The following is an 18,414-nucleotide window of genomic DNA, read 5'->3' as shown; positions in this document are numbered from 1 at the left end:
GCTTCGTTAGCCCTTGAGGCTGTCGAGATCCTTCTTGGCCCGCTCCAGCTCGGTGATGCGCGCCTCCAGACGAGCCAGGGTCATCCGGTCGCTGGTGGTACCGCGCGCCACGATCAGCTCGTCGATGGCCGCCTGATAATCCCCGCGCAGTGCGAGCATTTCGGCCCGCGCCATATGCAGCTCGGTCATTCTGCCCGCCTTGCGATAGGCATCGGCCAGCAGGTTCCAGGCTAGATTGTTCTCCTCATGCGCACGGGCATAGGGGTCGAGGATGGCGATGGACTTCTTGTAGTTGCCGCTCTCGAGGTAGGCGTTGCCGAGGTTGACCACCACCACTTCGTTATCCGGCATCCGGCTGCGGAACTTCTCGAGGCGCGCGATGGCCTGAGCACTGCGCCCCTTGGCCAGATCGATATCGATCTGGGCATCGACGATAAAGAGATCTTCCGGATGACGGGCCGCCAGCTCCTGCATCAGGGTATCCGCCTCGTCGGTGCGCTTGAGCTGGATCAGCGCCAGCGCCTTGCCATAGATGGCGGCATCCTTGAGCGGGTAATCCCCCTTCTGGATCCGGCTATCGAAGTAGCTCAGCAGCCCCTGCGGGGTATCGGTACCAAAACGCACCTGAATCCGCACCTTGGCCAGCCAGAAGTCGAGGCTGGGCGGCAAGTCGCGGCGGCCATAGCTGCCCGCCCGAGCGCGGGCCTCGCTGATCCGGGTCTCCGGCAGCGGGTGAGTGAGCAGCATCTCCGGCGGCTTGCTGGCGTAACGGTATTCGGCAGCCAGTTTCTGGAAGAAGTTGGCCATCCCCATGGGATCGAAACCGGCATCATAGAGGGTCTTCATGCCGATGCGATCCGCTTCATATTCGTTGTCGCGGGTGTAGTTGATGGCCGACTGCATGGAGAGACCCAGCGTGGTCTGCAGCGCGGCGATACCGGCAGTCGGGTTGATCACCGCCAGCGCGATGGAGCCCACCAGACCGGCCAGGGTCACCGCCGAGCTGCTCGCCTGCGCCTCCATATAACGGGCGATGTGGCGCTGGGTCACGTGGGTTATTTCGTGGGCCAGTACCGAGGCCAGCTCGCTCTCGCTGTCGGCGTAGAGGAAGAGGCCTGTGTGTACCTTGACTCGCCCGCCGAGGAAGGCGGCCGCGTTGATGCTGGGATCATTGATGAGGAAGAAGGTAAACGGGAAACGTACCCCATCGGCGTTGGTCAGCAGTCGCTGACCCAGATCGTCAATGTACTGGCTCAGCACCGGATCATCGATGATCGGCAAACCCGCACGGGCAAAGCGCATAAAGGCGTTGCCGTAACGCACTTCCTGCTCGATGGGCAGGGCAGCAACCCCGGCCGTGCCGATGTCGGGAAGCTGATTGTTGGCCTCGGCATGAAACGTGGCGCCCATCAGGGAAGCCAGCAGGGGAAGCGATGCCATCAGGGGGGAAAAACGTGCCACGTTATCTCTATCTCCATCAGAAAGGGCCTCGGCAGAATACCCTTGCCCATCAAGGGCTACAAGCGTTGTTTCATGCTCTTATCACGGCCATAATAGCGGCCACCTGCCTGATGGAGCCCCCATGGAAATTCTCGACCTGACCCCCTGGCGTTGCCCCGAGCCGCTGATCCGGCTCAAGCTCTGGTTAAGGGGGGCCAAAAGCGGTCAAACCGTCACCATCCGGCTGGCCGATGCGGGCTCCCGGCAGGATATTCCGGCCTATCTGCACCGTCAGGGCCACTATGTCGAGATGCAGCAACAACCGGACAATACCCTCTCTTTGCAGTTGGTTGTCGGGGCGAAACAACCATCTTGAGCCCCAGTGATGTAAGGATGCCGTCATGTTAGAAGTATTGAAGCGCTGGTATCAGACCCGTTTTTCCGATCCCGATGCCGTTACCCTTTTCCTGTTGCTGGTGTTCTGCTTCACCATCATCTGGCTGTTTGGCGATCTGCTGGCCCCCCTGCTGGTGGCGCTGGTAATGGCCTATCTGCTGGAGTGGCCGGTCGCCCGGCTGCAAAAAGCGGGGCTGTCGCGCACCCTGGCCACCAGCGTCATTCTGATCCTCTTTATTGCGGTAGCAGTCGCCTCCTTGCTGGGTCTTATCCCGACGCTGGTCAGTCAGGGGATCAATCTGGCCAAAGAGGCGCCGGCCATGCTGACCCACGCTCAGGATTATGTGCGCACCCTGCCTGACAAATACCCCGAGCTCATCGACGTCAGTCTGGTGGAGACCGTCATCGACAATATTCGCCAGCGCATCCTCAGTGGCGGCGAGCATCTGGTGAGCGCCTCCCTCAGTTCGCTGGTCAACGTGGTCGCCATCATGATCTACCTCATTCTGGTACCGCTGATGGTCTTCTTTATGCTCAAAGACAAGCGGGTACTGATGGGCAGCCTGCGCCGCTTCCTGCCGCGCAACCGCACCCTGGTCAACCGGGTGTGGGTGGAGATGAACAACCAGATCATCAACTACATCCGCGGCAAGGTGATCGAGATCCTCATCGTAGGCATCACCACCTATGTTCCCTTCGCCCTGATGGGACTGCGCTACTCTGTGCTGCTGGCGGTCGCGGTCGGCTTCTCGGTGCTGATCCCTTATATCGGCGCTGCCGTGGTGACGGTACCGGTCGCCATGGTGGCCCTGTTCCAGTGGGGGCTCACCCCCGAGTTCGCCTGGCTGATGGTGGCCTATCTGGTCATTCAGGCTCTCGATGGCAACCTGCTGGTGCCGGTGCTTTTCTCGGAAGCGGTCAACCTCCATCCGGTGGCCATCATCATCGCCGTGCTGGTCTTCGGCGGCTTGTGGGGATTCTGGGGAGTCTTCTTCGCCATTCCCCTCGCCACCTTGGTCAAGGCGGTGATCAATGCCTGGCCAAAACGTGAAGAGATGTCCAGTGCCGTAAAATAACCTGCTTCCCCTGCAATCGTGACAACGGAGTGTCCATGACCTTTTTTCGTCAAATCAGAGCGGCAGGGCTGACGGCCCTGCTCCTCGCTGCAGCCCTCCCAGCGCGTGCCGATATCGATCTTGGCGCCATGGATCTGCTCACCAGCGACAGCCCAACCAGTCCGGTGCCACAAGGCTTTGTCGCCGGTGCGGCGCTCATCGGGGGGCAGGCCCGTTATGAAGCACAAGATAACAGCCTCTACGCCATCCCGGGCTTTATCTACTTCGGCGACGACTTTATGTTTCTGGGGGATCGGGCTCGCTACTACTTCCACAAGGATGAGAACGTGGCCCTCTACGGCTATGGCCGGGTCCGTTTTGGCAATCTGGATCCCGAGGATTCGCCCGCCTTCAGCGGCATGGAGCAGCGAAAATGGCAGCTGGAAGGCGGGATCGGTGGCAACATCATCACCCCCTATGCCCTGCTGACCGTGCGGGCCAACAGCGATGTCACCGGCCGCAGCAAGGGGCAGGAGCTGCTGCTGTGGGCCGACTTCCCCATCCTGCGCGACAACCTGCTGATCATGCCGGGGATGGGGCTGATGCTGCGCAGCGACAAGATGGCCAACTACTACTTCGGCGGCATCTCCGAGAGCGAGGCGACTGCCCAGCGGCCCGCTTGGGATACCGGTACCACCCTATCCCCGATGGCGGCCCTCATCACCAGCTACCGCTTCAGCCCCAACTGGATTGGCATGTTTGCCATGAACTACGAATGGTATGATCGGGACATCAAAAACAGCCCCATCGTCCAGCACGATGGCGAGCTCTATGCGGGTTTTGCGCTGGGCTATATCTGGTAACGGTTATGAGTCTTGAACCGTGAGACACGACCAAACAAAAGGGAGCCCTCGGCTCCCTTTTTCACGACCATCAGGCTGGTAGTACAGCCTGCTCAAGCTGCCAATTCAGGCTTACAGCGCCGCCAGAAACTCGGTCAGTTGCTGATTGACGAAGGCCGGATTTTCCAGCGACGAGATGTGGCCAGCCATCGGGATCTCCCTGAACGGGCAACCCAGCATCTCGGCCATCAGATAGCCCTCCAGCACCGGACGCGCCTTGTCCTCGCAGCCGGTCATAACCAAGGCGGGAGTGGTGATCTCCTCCAGCCATTCGATGCGATCTTCGCGGGTCACAAAGCTGCGGCCCACCGCCACCATGGCGGCGATCTTCTCATTTGGCCAAGCGGCCAGACGCGCCTTGAAATCGGCCAGCAAGTCGGCATCGGGCTGGTTGGCAAAGAAGATCGGCGCCACCTGTTCGATGATGGGCGCCGGCACGGTGCCGAGCTGCTCGATCATCGCCAGCATGCCAAGGTAGCGCTCGCAAGTGATCTGCGGCTCGAGGCCGACAAAACTATCCATCAGCACCAGACCCTTGAGGCGGTTTGGCACCATGCGCGCCAGCTCCACACCCCACATGCCACCGATGGAGAGGCCCACCAACACGAACTCCTCAATGCCGAGGGCATCGAGCAGCGCCAGGTGATCCCGCGCCAGGGTTGCCAGCGTGCAGGCACCTTCGGGGAGCAGATCAGAATCACCGTGGCCCCACAGCTCGGGAACGATGCAGCGATAGCTGCCCTTGAGCGCCTCGATTTGCGGCGCCCACATGGCGCTGTCCCACAGATAGCTGTGGCCAAACAGCAGTACCGGCCCTTGCCCTTCATCCAGATAGGCCATCCGGCGGCCCGCTATCTCCATAAAATGCTTCATGTTATCTCCTGTTGCCAGCGATGGGCGGGCAGTGTATCACGTCCCCCTTGGCAGGTGACGCCTCCCTGGTGCAAGCTGGCAGTGACTCAAAGAAGTCACCCATGAAAGGATGCCAAAAGGAGAAGCCCATGGCGAAGGAGAAGAGCAAGAAGCGGCCACGTCTGGACAAGAAGTGCTACGAGCACCACCTTGCCCATCTGCAGGAGGAGCTGGTCAAGCTGCAGGAGTGGGTCAAGCAGGAGGGGTTAAAGGTAGTGGTACTGTTCGAAGGACGGGACGCCGCCGGTAAAGGGGGCGTCATCAAGGCGATCACCGAACCGCTCAACCCCCGGGTCTGCCGGGTCACGGCGCTGCCCGCCCCCTCCGATCGAGAGCGCTCCCAGTGGTACTTTCAGCGTTATGTGGCCCACCTGCCCGCCGCTGGCGAGATGGTGCTGTTTGACCGATCCTGGTACAACCGGGCCGGAGTCGAGCGAGTGATGGGATTTTGCAGCGACGCCGAGTATCGCGAGTTTCTGCGCGCCTGCCCCGAGTTTGAGCGGATGCTGATCCGCTCCGGCATCACCTTGATCAAATACTGGTTCTCGGTCAGCGACGAGGAGCAGGAGAAGCGCTTCAAGGAGCGGATCAACACCCCCATCAAGCGCTGGAAGTTCAGCCTGATGGATTTGCAGTCCCGCTCGCGCTGGGTGGAGTACTCCCGCGCCAAGGATGACATGTTCACCTACACCGACACCGAGGATTGCCCCTGGTTCGTGGTGGAGGCGGACGACAAACGCCGTGCTCGCCTCAACTGCATTGCACATCTGCTGAGCAAGGTGCCCTACGAGGCGATCCACTACGAGCCTATCAAGCTCCCCCCCATCAAGACCGAAGGGTATGAGCGCCCGCCGCTGGCCAGCCAGACCTTTGTGCCCGATATTACCGCCGAACTCGAGGCTTGAACCGGGTTACCTTGCCTATCTGCATGTTCAAATCGCAGGCAATAAAAAGCCGGTCTGACGACCGGCAAAAAGGCATTGATTATTAAGAAAGGAAAACCGGCACAACAAAAAATCAGGTACGGATATATTTGGCAGTACGGGGGAACGCCTGCTCCTTGGCATCGAACAGGTAGCAGGCTTCGGCCGGGATACCCACGCTGTAGGTTTGACCGGTCGCCACATCCACATCCGAGGTGGCCTTGACGGTAAAGTCGTGACCATCCACATCCATATAAACGAAGGACTCGGCACCCAGGTGCTCGGCCACCTGCACGATCCCGCTCACCTTGCTGTGTGCATGGGGGTGATCCAGCGGCATCAGGTGCTCGGGGCGAATGCCCAGCTCCACCTTGTCACCCACAGCGCCACTGCGGGCATCGACCCGGGCACGCACGGTATCGCCAGAGGTCAACTTGACCAGGCACTCCTGCTCGCCAATCTCCAGCAACTCGCCCGCCAGGAAGTTCATCTTGGGAGAGCCGATAAAGCCCGCCACGAACTTGTTGTCCGGGTTGTGGTAGAGATCCAGCGGTGAACCGAACTGTTCCAGGTTGGTGGCAGCTTCGGCCTTGAGCGGGCTCAGCACAACAATCTTGTCGGCCAGAGTCATCGCTTCCACCTGATCGTGGGTCACGTAGATGATGGTGGAGTTAAGCTCCTTGTGCAGCTTGGCGATCTCGATCCGCATCTTGACCCGCAGCGCGGCATCCAGGTTGGAGAGCGGCTCGTCAAACAGGAACACCTGCGGCTGCTGCACGATGGAGCGACCGATGGCGACACGCTGACGCTGACCACCGGAGAGCGCCTTGGGCTTTCTGTCCAGCAGCGGCTCAAGACCCAGGATCTCGGCGGCGCGCATCACCCGCTTGTGGATATTCTCTTTGTCCATCTTCTTGAGCTTCAGACCAAAGGCCATGTTCTCGTAGATGTTCATGTGGGGATAGAGGGCGTAGGACTGGAACACCATGCCGACGTTGCGCTCTACCGGCGGCACATCGTTCATGTAGCGACCGCCGATGGTCAGCTCACCGCTGGTGATGTCTTCCAGACCCGCGATCATCCGCAGCAGGGTGGATTTGCCACAGCCGGACGGGCCGACGAAGACAATGAACTCCCCTTCCTTGATGGAGAGGTTGATGTTGCGCAGGGTGTCCTTGTGAACAGCCGGATCGTAATTTTTGCGAACGTTGTTGAGTACTACTTCAGCCATGACGAGCTCCGCTCTTGAATCTTTGCAAATCGTGATAGCGGGGGGAGTCAGCTCCCCCGGCCATAAACTTAACCTTTCACACCACCAGCAGTCAGACCGCCAACCAACCAGCGCTGTGCCAGCAGGAACACCACAGTGATGGGGAAACCGGAGAGCACTGCGGCCGCCGCGAAATCACCCCACAGATAGTTCTGCGGATAGAGGTACTGCTGAGCCCCGACCGCCAGGGTCAGATTGTTCACATCCTGCAGCAGGATGGAGGCCATGGGCACCTCGGTAATGGAACCGATAAAGGCCAGAATAAACACTACCGCCAGGATGGGCACCGACAGAGGCAACAGGATCAGACGGAATGCCTGCCACGGGGTCGCCCCGTCGATGGCCGCCGCCTCCTCCAGAGAGGAGTCGATGGTCTCGAAGTAGCCCTTGATGGTCCAGACGTGCAGGGCGATACCACCCATGTACGCCAGGATCAGGCCACCGTGGGTGTTGAGACCGAGCCAGGGGATGTAGTCACCAATCTTGTTAAAGAGCGCGTAGATGGCTACCAGTGCCAGCACCGCCGGGAACATCTGGAAAATCAGCATGCCCTGCAGGATGGTGGACTTGCCACGAAAACGCAGGCGGGCAAAGGCGTAAGCACAGGTGGTGGAGAGCGTCACGATCATCAGGGCAGTGATGCCGGCGATCTTGATGGAGTTCCACAACCAGGTCAGCACCGGGAACGGCGGCGGCGTGATGCTGCCGTCGGCGTTGGTGATGGACATGCCCAGCGCCAGCTTCCAGTGATCCAGCGTCGGATTGGAGGGGATGATCTCCCCTACCGCGAAGTTACCGTTACGGAACGAGATGGCGATAACCATGATCAACGGGAAGATGATCAGCGCCAGGAAGCCCCACATGACCAGGTGGGTTGCCCACACCCGGTATTTGACTGATTTGGGTTGTACGATTGCCATGTTGAAGCCTCCTTACAGCTGCTTGTCGGCTTTGGACAATTTCAGGTTGAGCAGCGCCAGCGCACCCACGATGAGGAAGATAGCTGTGGCGATGGCACTGGCCAGACCGTAGTCCTGACCACCCGATCCCTGGAACGCAATCCGGTAGGTATAACTCACCAGCAAGTCGGTGGTACCGGCCGGGGTGCTGGCGCCGATGATGTCGGGCGCACCGTTGGTCAACAACTGGATAAGCACGAAGTTGTTGAAGTTGAAGGCGAACGAGGCAATCAACAGCGGTGTCAGCGGCTTCATCAGCAGCGGCACGGTGATCTTGAAGAAGTTCTGTACCGGGCCGGCACCGTCCATGGCGGACGCTTCATAGAGATCTTCCGGAATGGCTTTGAGCAGGCCCATGCAGAGGATCATCATGTAGGGGTAGCCGAGCCAGGTGTTGACAATCAGGATCATCACCTTGGCCAGGAAGGGGTTGGTATACCAGTCCGGCTTGATGCCAAACGCCGCTTCCAGGAACATGTTGATCTCACCGAAGTTCTGGTTGAACAACCCCTTGAACACCAGGATGGAGATAAACGCCGGAATCGCGTAGGGCAGGATCAACATGACCCGATAGAAACCGCGCCCCTTGAGCTCTTCCCACTGCACCAGACAGGCCAGCACCATGCCGATAGCCAAGGTGAAAGCGACGGAGCAGGTTGAGAAGATCACGGTCCAGATGAAGATCTGCAGGAAGGGTGACTGGATGCCCGGATCGGTGACGATGCGCGCGAAGTTCTTCCAACCGACGCTCACCACAAAGCCCGGAGCAATACCCTTGCCGACAAACTGACCCTGTTCGTCGATGTACTGATAGAAGCCGGTCTCGCCATTGGGCAGCATCAGCTCGCCATTCTGGGTATCACGCAGCAGGTTGCTGTCTTTGATCACCACGCCGGACTTGAGCACGGCACCATCCATCAGACGGGTGTAGTGCTGCTTCTGGGCGGCAAACTTGCGCAGACTGCTCAGGGTCAGGTGGGTACCGCCATCCGGCAGCACCAGGTCAAGGTCACTCAGGTGAGTACGATGCTCAACAATGGCGCGGATCGGTGCGGCCTTGCTGGCCGCTTCGCCAGTGAAGGGCTGCAGCTCGACCACTTGCTGGGTGTTCTGCACACGGCCCTCGCGGGACGCCAGCTCACGGGCCTTGTTGGTCATCAGGGAAACAGGTTGGCTGATAAAGGATTGATCATCCTGTGTCAGCAGCAGCTGGAACTGGCCATTGTCGCCACCCAGCAGGGTAAAATCGAATTCACCGCCCGCCACCTTGTAGGTTTTCTTCAGGTGGTAGTCCCGCGCCTGCTCCACGGAGAGCAAGTTGGACCCCGAATAGTTGGTGAAGGCAATGCCAATGGTGTAGGCAAGAGGGAAGATGATAAACACAACCATGCCCGCAACACCCGGAAAGATGTAGCGATGGGCATAGGTCTTCTTGTTCATGAAGACATACAGACCGACGGAAACCACCACCAGATCCAGCAGCGCGAATACCCACTCGCCACTGGCGTACATCATCACGGCTGCGTAGCCGTTGAGGATGGCAACCAGGGCCGCTATGGTCCACTTAAGCCAGGTGTGCTTATCCTTCGGACCGGCATAGGACTCAACAGAAGGTACTACTTCCATGCCAATTAACCTTTATAACGCCAAGAGAGATTTGAGAGAGTGGGAGGCCATGACGGCCTCCCGGGTAGTGCGTGCTTACTGAACGATACGCTTGGCAGCGGTATCCAGTGCTTCGTCAACACCCTGACGACCGGAGGTCACGTTCTTGAGGGCAGTTTCGAAGGAAGACCAGAAACGGCTCATCTCGGGAACGGATGGCATCGGCTCGCCAGCCTGGGCGTTCAGCATGGTGGCCTTGATGTGCGGATCGGATTCCAGGGTCTTCTGGAAGGATTTCAGCGCAACAGCACCCAGCGGCTTGTCGGCGTTAACCGGCGCCAGACCGGCATCGGTCAGCAGGTAGTTTTCCAGGAACTCGATAGCCAGATCCTTGTTCGGGCTGGCAGCGTTGATGGTGGCACCCAGTACGCCAACGAAGGCTTTGGCCGGCTTGCCGTTCAGGGTCGGCAGCGGCGCTACGCCGTACTTGATGCCGCTCTTGTCCAGGTTGCTCCAGGCCCAGGGACCATTGATCATCATGGCCACTTCGCCCTTGTTGAACTTGGCGTCCATCACACCGTAGTCGATGCCTTTTTCCAGGTGACCGGACTTGATCATCTCGGAGATGTAGCCCACGCCCATCTTGGCACCTGCGTTGTTCACGCCGGTATCTTTGACGTCATAACCGGTAGCGGTTTTCTTGAAGGCGTAACCACCGTTGGCAGCCACCAGCGGATAGCTAAAGTACGGGGTGTCATAAGCCCACATGATGGCGCGCTTGCCGTTTTTCTTCAGAGTCTCGTCAATCTTGGCGATCTCTTCGAAGGTTTTCGGCGGCTCGGGCAGCAGGTCCTTGTTATAGATCAGGCTGACTGCTTCCATGGCAACCGGGTAGCCATAGGTTTTGCCATCAACAGTCATGGCATCCCATGCCAGCTGTTCAAATTTGCCTTTGGTGGCAGCGTTCGGCGTTACCGGAACCAGCAAACCGGCTTTGACCCACTCACCGTAACGGTCGTGAGCCCAGAAGAAGATGTCCGGGCCGTTGCCAGTGGCGGCGGCTTGCTGGAATTTCACTTCAACCTGATCCGGGTGAGCCACAGTAACCTTGATGCCGGTTTCTGCTTCAAACTTCTTACCCACTTCAGCCAGACCGTTGTATCCCTTGTCACCGTTGATCCAGATGGTCAGCTGGCCTTCATCGATGGCAGCAGTAGCAGAGCAAGCGACGCCAAGAGTGGCCAGACCGATCAGGGATGACAGCAATTTCTTTTTCATGAGCCTTTCCTTGTATTAGTTCCGCGCTGTAAGAGCATTGTGTGCGAGATGAATATTATCCCAAGCGGCAAACGGCTCACATGACGCAACTCGCATTTTTGAAATGCAATTACGTATTTCCTTCCAGAAAGTTTTGAAAACATTTTCTTATTTCAGGGGGTTAGCGCCATTTATTGGCATATTTCTCGCCAACACAAGAAATTTAATTACCAAATAGAAATAAAAAGACATGAATGAAAGGGTTTTCACCTCATTGAAAACCCTTTCACATGGATAATTCTGTTTAATTTGTTAACAAAGCACCGAGTTGCTTTCGCTACCCCCTGCCCCATTAAATAAAAAGACACCGCAGCGAACTGCGGTGTCTTTTTGCCAAAAATGAAGGCCGGATCACATTATGACTGGCGCAGCAGCTGATCCTTGAGATTGGGCGGCACACCCTTGATGGTCAGGGTGTCGGTCTGGGGATCGTAAAAGATCCGGCTGTTCAACAGCTTCTGCTCAAAACTCAGAGTCAGACCGCCGCCGGAGCCAACAAACTTGGTCAAACCACGCAGGGTAGAGCGATCCGCCGGGAAACGCTCTTCCAGCTCATACTCCTGACCGATAAAGCTGTAAAAATCGAGGTCACCGTCGCCGGGCAATTCTGCAGACAGCTCCTTGATTTCGATCTCTTCACCGGCACTCGCCTGTTCGGTGCAATATTTGAAGACCTGCTTTTTATAGTCATTGCGCTCGGTCGGTTCGAGCTGGCGACTGTCGCAATAATCTTCTACCGCCTGCAGCAAGCCTTTATTTTGCACCTTGGCATCCATCCCCTCGCGGGCCCCCAGCAGATCCATAAAGAAGTCGCCCAGTTTGCGACCGATACGCCCCTTGCTGAAGGTGATATAGCGGCGCGAATCCGGTTGGGTTTTCCATTCGGTCAAATCGATGCGAGCCACCAGATTGAGTTTGCCGATATCCAGATACTGGATGTGGCGCAATTCCAGCGCTTCGCTGACGGTGACGCTCTCCTTGCCTTCCAACAGAGCGATCATCAGGTAATCAACCCCCACATAGTTGTACTTGGCAAACAGCAGCACCCCTTGCTCATCGAGGGCGTGCTCCACCAGCTGCTTGACCAGCATCTGGGTCACGGTGACCGAGAAGGGAACGAATTCGGTCTGCTCGTCGAGCAGCTGTTCGAGGGCGATACGAAACGCGGGTGAAGGCTGCTTGGGAGCCTCTTCACCGTCGGCCAGCTCGGCGACGGCGGCCTCGGGGTCGGCAAAGAAGCCAAAGCCCTTGCCGCCCTTGCCGTTGTAGATCCGATGCAGTTCCGCCATCAGTCCCTGTACCGCCTCATCAGGGGGCAGGGTCTGGCTGCGGGTATCGGCGTGGGGTTGACCATCGCCGCCCTGGCGCAAGGAGTGAAGAATGATCTTGTCAATATCGAGACTCATGTCACAAAGCCATAGTGTTAGCCGAAAGGGTGAAGTATTATAAGGCGCTTTGAACCGAGATGAACTGAAGATTATGCCTATCGTATCAAAGTACAATAACGAGCAATTTGACGCCCTGATGAACGACCTGATCACCGCGCTGGAAAAGCATAAAGCGCCGGTGGATCTCAGCCTTATGGTGCTTGGCAATCTGACCACCAATATCATCAACGGTATGGCACCGGCCCAGCGCCAGGCCATCACTGAAAAGTTTGTCCAGGCCCTGACCGCATCGGTCGATAATCGCCACGACGCACACTGAGTCCCCGACTCTGTTGATTTGACGTTTCTCAACGCAGATGGATCACTATGGTCGAAACCGGTAACCCCTATCGTGATAATGTCTCTCGCCTGATCACCTGGGGGCATTGGTTCTCCTTCTTCAACATTATTCTGGCCATGCTCATCGCCACCCGTTATCTGGGTGCCATCAGCTGGCCATCGACCACGCTTGGCGTGATCTATCTCGTTGTAAGCTGGATTGGCCACTTCTCGTTTCTGAGTTTTGTCACCTACCTGTTGACGATCTTCCCGCTCAGCTTCGTGCTGCCCAAAGAGAAACCGCTGCGGTTCATCTCGGCCATCATCGCCACCCTGGCGCTGGTGCTGCTGCTAATCGACACCCAGGTATTCCGGCTGTTCAAGTTCCACCTCAACAGTCAGGTATGGCAGTTGCTGCTGGATCAGGCGCAAACCGAAGAGGGCTCAATCTGGAGCATCATCTTCGTTGCCGTGCCCACCATCTTCCTGCTGCAACTGCTGCTGTCGGCCTATGTCTGGCGCAAGATCAACAAGCGCAAGCGCCGCCAGTACGGCAATCAGGTGGGACTGGCCCTGCTGATCTGCTTTATTCTGACCCACGTGGTCAACAGCTGGGCCGATGCGACCCTCTATCAGCCGATCACCATGCAGAGAGCCAACTTCCCCCTCTCCTACCCTATGACGGCCCGCTCCTTCCTGGCCAAACATGGCTGGCTGGATCTGGATCAGTACGAGAAGCAGGCTGCTTCCCAGGGGGATAACAGCGACAGCCGGATGCACTATCCGCTGCGCCCGCTCAACGTCAACGCCCCCCTGACTCACAACAATCTGCTGATTGTGGTGGTCGATTCGCTGCGCTTTGACATGCTCAACAACATCAACATGCCCAATCTGCAGCGCTATGCGGATCAGCATCTGACGTTCCGCAATCACCTGAGTGGCGGCAACGACGACCTGATGGGCATGTTCAGCCTCTTCTACGGGTTGCCCGGTCACTACTACAAGGACATCAGCAGCGACAAGCGTCCGCCGGTGCTGTTCGACGAGATGCTGCGCCAGGATTACCAGTTCGGGCTGTTCGGCGCGATGGAAGATGCCCAGAAGTATCGCAAGAGCATCCTCGCCGGTCTACGCAAACAGGTGTTTGTCTCCGAACAGAGTGACGACGGCAAGCTGCTGACCGACTGGCAACAGTGGCTGGAGAAGCGCTCTCCCGAGCGTCCCTGGTTCTCGCTGGTCTATCTCTCGAGCCCCGGCGACTACCAATTGCCCGCCACCATGAAGGGGCCGTTCCAACCGGAGCTCGCCAACTTCAATCCGGCGACCGCCTATCGGGCGGAGAACCTGCAAAAACTGGAGAACCGCTACAAGAACTCGGTCTTCTATACCGACCAGTTGCTTGAGCAGATGCTGACCAAATTGCAGTCGCAGGGGATGGACAGCAACACCATCGTCGTCATCACCTCCAACCACGGTCAGGAGTTCAACGACACCCGCAGCAACAGCTGGGGCGCAGGCAGCAACTACTCACCCTATCAGGTGCAGGTACCGCTGGTACTGGCCTGGCCGGGGCGCGGCAGTGACGTTCGGGAACAACCGAGCAGCCATTTCGATCTGGCGCCGACCCTGATGCAGGGGATGCTGGGCGTGCGCAATCCGACGCGCGATTACAGCGTTGGCCGCTCGCTGTTTGATACCAGCCCGCGCAACTGGCTGCTGGCCGGGGATCAGAACGACTTCGCCATCTATGAAGGGGACACCATCACCCACTTCAACAAGCAGGGTGACTTCGAACTGCTGGAGCGCAACAGCTATCGCCCGATCAAGCACGGCACCCCGGATATGGGCGCCATGATCCAGGTGATGAACGAGCTGAACCGCTTCTATCGCAACCAGTGAAGCGCCCGTTAATGGCTTGATACCATAAAAAACGCCCCGAATTCGGGGCGTTTTTCGTTGTATAGCCGGGCCACGTTCACGACAGTTAGCCGCCCCACCCTTGCGGGTACTTGTAGCCGACGAAACGCTTGGCTGCATAGGCTTTGAAAGCCGCCGAGTTGTAGGCCGCCGCCACATCTTTGGCAAACGGCTGATCCGCATCTGCGCTTTTCACCACCACCCAGTTGATGAAATCGTAGCTGCGCTCCAGAAACAGTCCTTCACTAAACGGGATACCGCTGGAGGCGGCAAAATTACCGTTGATCACCGAGAAATCCACATCCTCGCGCGAGCGTGGCAGTTGCGCCGCCTCCAGCAACACCAGCTTGAGATTGTGCGGATTGTTCACCACATCAAACTCGCTCGCCTTGAGCGGGTTTATCCCCTCCTTGAGAGTGAGCCAACCAAGATCCTGCAGCATCAACAGCGCCCTGGCCTGATTGGTGGGATCGTTGGGGATGGCCACCGTGCTCCCCTTTTTCACCTTGTCGAGTGCCGCCAGCTTGCCGGAATAGAGCCCCATAGGGCCGGTTGGCACCTGGGTAATGGGCGCCAGCGACAAGTCGCGATCTTTGGCAAAACTCTCCAGATAGGGTTTGTGCTGGAAGCAGTTCACATCCAGTGATCCGTCAGCCAGAGCAATATTGGGGGTCACATAGTCGGTGAACTCCACCAGCTTGACCTTGTACCCCTTGGCCTCCAGCTGCGGCTTGATGGAGTCGGTTACCATGTCGGCGAAATCCCCCACCGTAGTACCAATCACGATCTCCTGTTTGGTCGGCAAGGGCGCATCGGCGGCAACCGCGGAAAAAGAGAGGCTCCCGACCGCCATCGCGGCAATAAAGGTGCTGGCGCCAGCAGTGGCGCGCAAGGAAGCAGTCAAAGGAGAAGATAAGAAGGAACGAAACGGCATAGGGACTCCCTGTCAGGTACGCATCAAGCTATGGGACTGCGGCGGGGTGGCTCTCAGAGATTAAGCCCCTTAAACCGCAGCAATCCAGCCATCCAAACGGCTATTTAAATTACCATAACAGAGCCATCCACTACCGCCAAGCAATAAACCTCTGGTCCCACCTCATCACCCTTGCAGGCTCACCCGAACGCATACCAGCACTCACATTGGCACACACCACCATGCCGTTTATTTCCAAGAGCGCACGAGCTCCCCTCGGGATTGCCCCGAATCGAGATGGCTGCGGCGAAGGAGAGTCGCGAGAGGAGTGAATTACAGATAAAAAGATCAGTAGTGGGCGGTGAGAACCATTCTCAATAAAACACATAACCAGCGTCATTGGAATACCTACCATAAACCAGATCGGATTTCTTTGAACCTCATTGCGTTTTTTGAAAATGGCTCTTTTTGAACCCCCTCCACCCGTGTATAGATTTCCGTCGCACTCAGGATGGTGCGATCCAAGATGGAGTTAAAAAAATAATGAAGCAAACATCGTTAGCACTGGCGATCACAGCACTGCTGTCGACCCTGCCCAGTGCGCTCGTTCAGGCAAATGAAGGTTGTGCGCCGCTCACCGGCAAGGAGAGCGGCATGGATATCGGACGCAGCAGCACCGAGCGCTGCCTGCCAGGTGCCAATCCCCTGCAGGAGCAACAGTGGTATCTGCTCAACAGCGGCCAGGATGGATTCAGTGCCAGGGCAGGAATCGCAGGCAATGACCTCAACCTCTGGTGGGCACACCGTACCGGCGTGCTGGGACAGGGTATAAATATCGCGGTAGTGGATGATGGCTTGGCCATCGGCCACCCGGATTTGGCGGACAACGTGCGTCCGGGTTCAAAAAATGTGGTAACCGGCAGCGATGACCCGACCCCGACCAATCCGGATACCGCCCATGGCACCTCGGTGGCGGGCATTATCGCCGCGGTGGACAACACCATAGGCACCAAGGGGATCGCCCCCCGCGCCCAGTTGCAGGGATTCAATCTGCTTGATGACGAGAGTGAACAGCTGCAGCAGGATTGGCTCTACGCCCTTGGCGACAGCGAGGCCAGCAGCGACAATCGGGTCTTCAACCAGAGCTACGGCATGAGCCTAGTGGATCCCCGTCCGGCCAACGATCTCGATCAGGTGCAACTCGATCGTCTGTTCGAACAACAGACCCTCAAGCGGCAAGGGGCGGCCTATATCAAGGCTGCCGGCAACGGCTTCAACAGAATAGCGGCAGGTGGCTATGTGCTGAACCGCACCGGCAGCGGCCCCAAATTGCCGTTTGAAAACAGCAATATCGACCCCTCGAACAGTAACTTCTGGAACCTGGTGGTAAGTGCGCTCAACGCAGATGGTGTCAGATCCTCCTACTCCAGCGTCGGCAGCAACGTCTTCCTGAGCGCCACCGGTGGCGAATATGGCACCGACTCCCCCGCCATGGTCACCACGGATCTACCCGGTTGCGACATGGGTTACAACCGCACCGACGATCCCAGCACCAACCGGCTGCACGGCAACCCGCAACTGGATGCCAGCTGCGACTACAACGGTGTGATGAACGGCACCTCCTCCGCCACCCCCAGCACCTCCGGCGCCATGGCGCTGCTGATGTCCGCCTACCCGGATCTGTCGGTACGTGACCTGCGGGATCTGCTGGCGCGCAGCGCAACCCGGGTCGATGCCACACAGAAACCTGTGATGGTCAGCTACACCAGCAGCACCGGCAAGGTGCGTGATATGAAAGGGCTGGAAGGGTGGGAGCGCAATGCCGCCGGCATGTGGTTCAGCCCGACTTACGGTTTTGGTCTGATCGACGTCAACAAGGCCCTTGAGCTGGCAGCCAATCACCAGCCCCTCCCCCCGCTGGTACAGCTGCCATGGCAGAAGATCAATGTCACCGGCAGTGCCGCCACTATCCCGGATGTAGGCAACAGCCCGACCAGCTCGACAACCCGCATTGCCACACCATTGACGGTAGAAGCGGTTCAGGTGATGGTGAGTCTGGATCATCAGCGCCTGCCCGATCTGCTGATCGAACTGGTTTCCCCCGCCGGTACCCGCAGCATACTGCTGAACCCGCTCAACAGCCTGGTTGGCCAGTCGCTCGATCTGCAAAAGCTGGGTTATGTGCGTACCAAGGGATTGCGCGACATGCGGATGCTATCCAACAAGTTCTACGGCGAATCGGCGCAAGGCACATGGCGACTGGAGGTAACCGACGTTGCCAACGGTACCCGTCAGGTCTCTCTGCTCAATCGCGAGACCCGTGAGCGCACCACCCTGACCGAGCGCAACAACCGCCAGCCAGGCAAGCTGATCGAGTGGTCCTTGCGGATCCTGGGTCACGACGCCAACCACAGCTAACAAGCGAGGAGTTTTATCATGAACAAACCGGTTACCTTACTGCTGGCCAGCCTGTTGGCCCCCCTCGCCCTTAATGCTGTGGCGGCAGAAGCCGTGACTCTGGAGGGCAAGCAGTACCGCACTATAGAGGTAAATGGCCAGACTTACCTCATCCCCGACCATGGCAGCAAGTCGCGAACCACCCGCAGTCTCGATGGCAAGGAACCGCTGCAGACCCTGCACCGTGGCGATGTGCTGATGCAGGGGGCCGCCAGCCCCGAGCTCACCGTCAGCGGCACCCTGCTGGTGGAAGCCGATGACAACCAGGCCAGCGCGCTGGCCAGCCGGCACGGCCTGCGCTTCAAGCAGAGCAGCGGCGGCATCGCCCTGCTGGAAGCCAAGCCGGGCACCGATCTGAACGCCGTCGCCACGGCGCTCAAGCAGGAGGGGGTCAAGGTACAGATTGAACTCGCCGGGGCCCTCAAACAGCCCAAGTGAGCCGTCCCGGGCCATTGCCCGGGCATATCAGCTGATCTTCGAGGGGGCCGCCGGCCCCCTCGCGTGTTGATCGCAGCCATCCTCATTGGCCGTCAGGCCATCCGTTTTCCCTCCTTCTCCCCTGCCCTTTCCCCTCTTGCCACCCCCACCTTTGCTTTGGCACCGCCTTTCGATGCGACCTTGCTCACAACTCGGCCCCCTTGC

The 18,414-nt window shown here is 58.3% G+C and carries 16 protein-coding genes; 8 read left to right on the top strand and 8 right to left on the bottom strand.

What is annotated here, in order from left to right; translation table 11 throughout:
* Positions 1-6: 6 nt before the first annotated feature.
* The gene (locus G5533_RS11655) at positions 7-1,461 is read right to left on the bottom strand and encodes a beta-barrel assembly-enhancing protease (RefSeq protein ID WP_441254831.1); all 1,455 of its coding nucleotides are present in this window, start codon (positions 1,459-1,461) and stop codon (positions 7-9) included.
* 121 nt (positions 1,462-1,582) lie between these two features.
* Here G5533_RS11655 and G5533_RS11650 point away from each other — a divergent pair, with 121 nt between their 5' ends.
* The 3 genes from G5533_RS11650 to G5533_RS11640 are packed head-to-tail and all read left to right on the top strand — an operon-like array spanning position 1,583 to position 3,754.
* Positions 1,583-1,816 (top strand): sulfurtransferase TusA family protein, encoded by a 234-nt coding sequence (locus tag G5533_RS11650; RefSeq protein WP_236354567.1) that lies wholly within the window; start codon positions 1,583-1,585, stop codon positions 1,814-1,816.
* Between the two features lie 25 nt (positions 1,817-1,841).
* Positions 1,842-2,912, top strand: coding sequence for an AI-2E family transporter (locus G5533_RS11645; RefSeq protein ID WP_421255192.1), 1,071 nt, complete (start codon positions 1,842-1,844; stop codon positions 2,910-2,912).
* 35 nt (positions 2,913-2,947) lie between these two features.
* Positions 2,948-3,754 carry a MipA/OmpV family protein gene (locus G5533_RS11640; RefSeq protein WP_441254830.1) on the top strand — a complete coding sequence of 269 codons (807 nt, stop codon included), beginning with the start codon at positions 2,948-2,950 and terminating at the stop codon, positions 3,752-3,754.
* A gap of 111 nt (positions 3,755-3,865) precedes the next feature.
* On the opposite strand, the gene G5533_RS11635 is transcribed toward G5533_RS11640, so the two are convergent.
* Positions 3,866-4,666 carry an alpha/beta fold hydrolase gene (locus G5533_RS11635; protein ID WP_421255190.1) on the bottom strand — a complete coding sequence of 267 codons (801 nt, stop codon included), beginning with the start codon at positions 4,664-4,666 and terminating at the stop codon, positions 3,866-3,868.
* Positions 4,667-4,794: 128 nt separating this feature from the next.
* Between G5533_RS11635 and ppk2 the strand changes: the two genes are divergently transcribed.
* Positions 4,795-5,610: a polyphosphate kinase 2 gene (gene ppk2 / locus G5533_RS11630; protein ID WP_421255189.1), complete on the top strand. Its 816-nt coding sequence runs from the start codon at positions 4,795-4,797 to the stop codon at positions 5,608-5,610.
* A gap of 112 nt (positions 5,611-5,722) precedes the next feature.
* On the opposite strand, the gene G5533_RS11625 is transcribed toward ppk2, so the two are convergent.
* The 5 genes from G5533_RS11625 to yejK form a co-directional block, all read right to left on the bottom strand.
* Complete coding sequence (locus tag G5533_RS11625; RefSeq protein ID WP_005333867.1) at positions 5,723-6,859, bottom strand: ABC transporter ATP-binding protein; 1,137 nt, start codon at positions 6,857-6,859, stop codon at positions 5,723-5,725.
* 68 nt (positions 6,860-6,927) lie between these two features.
* Entirely contained in the window at positions 6,928-7,818 is an 891-nt protein-coding gene (gene malG / locus G5533_RS11620; RefSeq protein WP_005333868.1) for a maltose ABC transporter permease MalG, read from the bottom strand.
* 12 nt (positions 7,819-7,830) lie between these two features.
* A complete protein-coding gene (gene malF, locus G5533_RS11615) occupies positions 7,831-9,483 on the bottom strand; it encodes a maltose ABC transporter permease MalF (protein WP_005333870.1) in 1,653 nt (550 codons plus the stop codon).
* A gap of 75 nt (positions 9,484-9,558) precedes the next feature.
* Positions 9,559-10,740, bottom strand: a complete 1,182-nt coding sequence (gene malE / locus G5533_RS11610; RefSeq protein WP_005333871.1) for a maltose/maltodextrin ABC transporter substrate-binding protein MalE — start codon at positions 10,738-10,740, stop codon at positions 9,559-9,561.
* A gap of 395 nt (positions 10,741-11,135) precedes the next feature.
* Positions 11,136-12,185, bottom strand: coding sequence for a nucleoid-associated protein YejK (yejK, locus tag G5533_RS11605; RefSeq protein ID WP_421252392.1), 1,050 nt, complete (start codon positions 12,183-12,185; stop codon positions 11,136-11,138).
* Between the two features lie 73 nt (positions 12,186-12,258).
* On the opposite strand from yejK, the gene G5533_RS11600 reads away from it, so the two are divergent.
* Complete coding sequence (locus G5533_RS11600) at positions 12,259-12,486, top strand: YejL family protein (protein WP_005333874.1); 228 nt, start codon at positions 12,259-12,261, stop codon at positions 12,484-12,486.
* A gap of 47 nt (positions 12,487-12,533) precedes the next feature.
* Positions 12,534-14,384: a DUF3413 domain-containing protein gene (locus G5533_RS11595; RefSeq protein ID WP_441254829.1), complete on the top strand. Its 1,851-nt coding sequence runs from the start codon at positions 12,534-12,536 to the stop codon at positions 14,382-14,384.
* An 85-nt stretch (positions 14,385-14,469) separates the two neighbouring features.
* On the opposite strand, the gene G5533_RS11590 is transcribed toward G5533_RS11595, so the two are convergent.
* Positions 14,470-15,255, bottom strand: a complete 786-nt coding sequence (locus G5533_RS11590) for a MetQ/NlpA family ABC transporter substrate-binding protein (protein WP_421249512.1) — start codon at positions 15,253-15,255, stop codon at positions 14,470-14,472.
* A gap of 603 nt (positions 15,256-15,858) precedes the next feature.
* On the opposite strand from G5533_RS11590, the gene asp reads away from it, so the two are divergent.
* Together asp and G5533_RS11580 are read left to right on the top strand one after the other, a co-directional pair.
* Positions 15,859-17,733 carry a serine protease Asp gene (gene asp, locus G5533_RS11585; RefSeq protein WP_441254828.1) on the top strand — a complete coding sequence of 625 codons (1,875 nt, stop codon included), beginning with the start codon at positions 15,859-15,861 and terminating at the stop codon, positions 17,731-17,733.
* A 15-nt stretch (positions 17,734-17,748) separates the two neighbouring features.
* Positions 17,749-18,210, top strand: a complete 462-nt coding sequence (locus G5533_RS11580; protein ID WP_216980322.1) for a serine protease chaperone — start codon at positions 17,749-17,751, stop codon at positions 18,208-18,210.
* Positions 18,211-18,414 lie beyond the last annotated feature (204 nt).

It is taken from the genome of Aeromonas sp. A600620, from assembly GCF_029479985.1.
GTDB lineage: Bacteria > Pseudomonadota > Gammaproteobacteria > Enterobacterales > Aeromonadaceae > Aeromonas > Aeromonas veronii_A.
Note: the sequence above shows the minus strand (reverse complement) of the source record. Positions and strands in the feature narration are given on the sequence as shown.